We start from the raw sequence: 1,186 nt of genomic DNA on the forward strand, positions 1-1,186 counted from the left end.
TTCTACTTCTCCTCGACCGGGGCGGGCTGGACCCACCGCGTGATGGCTTCGACGAGGGCGGGGTCGAGCTTGGCGAGCTCCGCGATCGCCGCGGCGTCAGCCGGCTCAGGCTGGATGCCGGCTCCGGCGAGGGCCTCGTCGAGTGCGACTGTGTTGGCCTGCTCCTCGACTGGCGGCTCGGGTGGTTCCTCGGGCGGCGGTTGGGGTTGTTCTTCGATGAGGCCCATGTCGACGAGCGTTTCGACGTCGGCCATGAGGGGCTGGCGTCGGGGTGGTGCTGGCCGAGGGGCCGGCGCTTCGTCGCTCATCACACTCCAGTTCGGTTGTAGTCGTTGATCCGGTCCGGGGGCGCTGGCGGCTCGATCCCGGCCTGGCGCATCTGGGTCGTGAGGTCTCCGACGTAGAAGACGAACGCGCGGACCAGCGAGCGGAGCGACCGGACTTCCTCGCGGGTCTCCGCCAGGTCGGCCGTCTGCTTCTCCCTGATCTCCCGGAACGCCTGCAGGTCGGCGGCCCGCTGTGCCGGTTCGCTCTGGACGACGGCCGCTACTTCCGTGGCGCGTGCGGTCGCGGCTGCGGCAGCCCGTGAGGACCGTGCCGTGTACACCGCTCCGATGCATGTGAGGACGGCCGCCGTCACCGTCACTACTGCTGCCCAGACGCCTGTCATCCGCCCTCAGCTCTCCGGGCGCGCGGAGCGTTGGGCACTGAGTGCTCGGGCACCGTCGCGGCCCACATGATCACCCCCACGTGGGAGGTGAGGTACCAGACGGCGACCCAGGCGCCGCGTGAGTAGTCGCCACTGATGACAGCGGCGAGATAGGAGATCGCCCACACGGCCGGCGGAACCAGAGCAGCGATGAATCCGAATCGGTCTCGGCCGACCTTCAGGAAGGCCGAGAGAGTGGTGATGAGGCCGGCGATGACCCACAGCCATGCCCAGCAGTGGAGCGGGGCGTTGCGGGTGAGGAGGCCAAGGCCGGCGGACTGGGGCGGGTCGACAATCATGCCGGCGCCCCAGCAGGTCTTGCCCAGGCCCAGGATGAGGAGGAAGTGGCCGCGGCGGCCCAGCTGCTTACGTAGCCGCCGGACCGCACGGCACTTCACCTACACGCTCCGGACCGGGGCGACCGCGGTGGCCGGGGCCGGGGCGGTGATCTGCGTCCGGTCGAACATGGCGACGACC

Annotated in this window: 3 protein-coding genes; all 3 read right to left on the bottom strand. The window is 70.1% G+C overall.

Annotated features, from left to right (window positions below):
- Positions 1–2: 2 nt before the first annotated feature.
- Genes ABD191_RS28815 through ABD191_RS28825 form a run of 3 tightly spaced genes read right to left on the bottom strand, consistent with a single transcriptional unit; the run spans position 3 to position 1,107 of the window.
- Positions 3–254, bottom strand: coding sequence for a hypothetical protein (locus tag ABD191_RS28815; RefSeq protein WP_030900964.1), 252 nt, complete (start codon positions 252–254; stop codon positions 3–5).
- A 53-nt stretch (positions 255–307) separates the two neighbouring features.
- Positions 308–670, bottom strand: coding sequence for a hypothetical protein (locus tag ABD191_RS28820; protein ID WP_030900967.1), 363 nt, complete (start codon positions 668–670; stop codon positions 308–310).
- The gene (locus ABD191_RS28825) at positions 667–1,107 is read right to left on the bottom strand and encodes a hypothetical protein (RefSeq protein WP_030900971.1); all 441 of its coding nucleotides are present in this window, start codon (positions 1,105–1,107) and stop codon (positions 667–669) included. The genes ABD191_RS28820 and ABD191_RS28825 overlap by 4 nt, the downstream gene beginning before the upstream one ends.
- Positions 1,108–1,186 lie beyond the last annotated feature (79 nt).

The sequence above is a fragment of the Luedemannella helvata genome, assembly GCF_039528415.1.
GTDB lineage: Bacteria > Actinomycetota > Actinomycetes > Mycobacteriales > Micromonosporaceae > Luedemannella > Luedemannella helvata.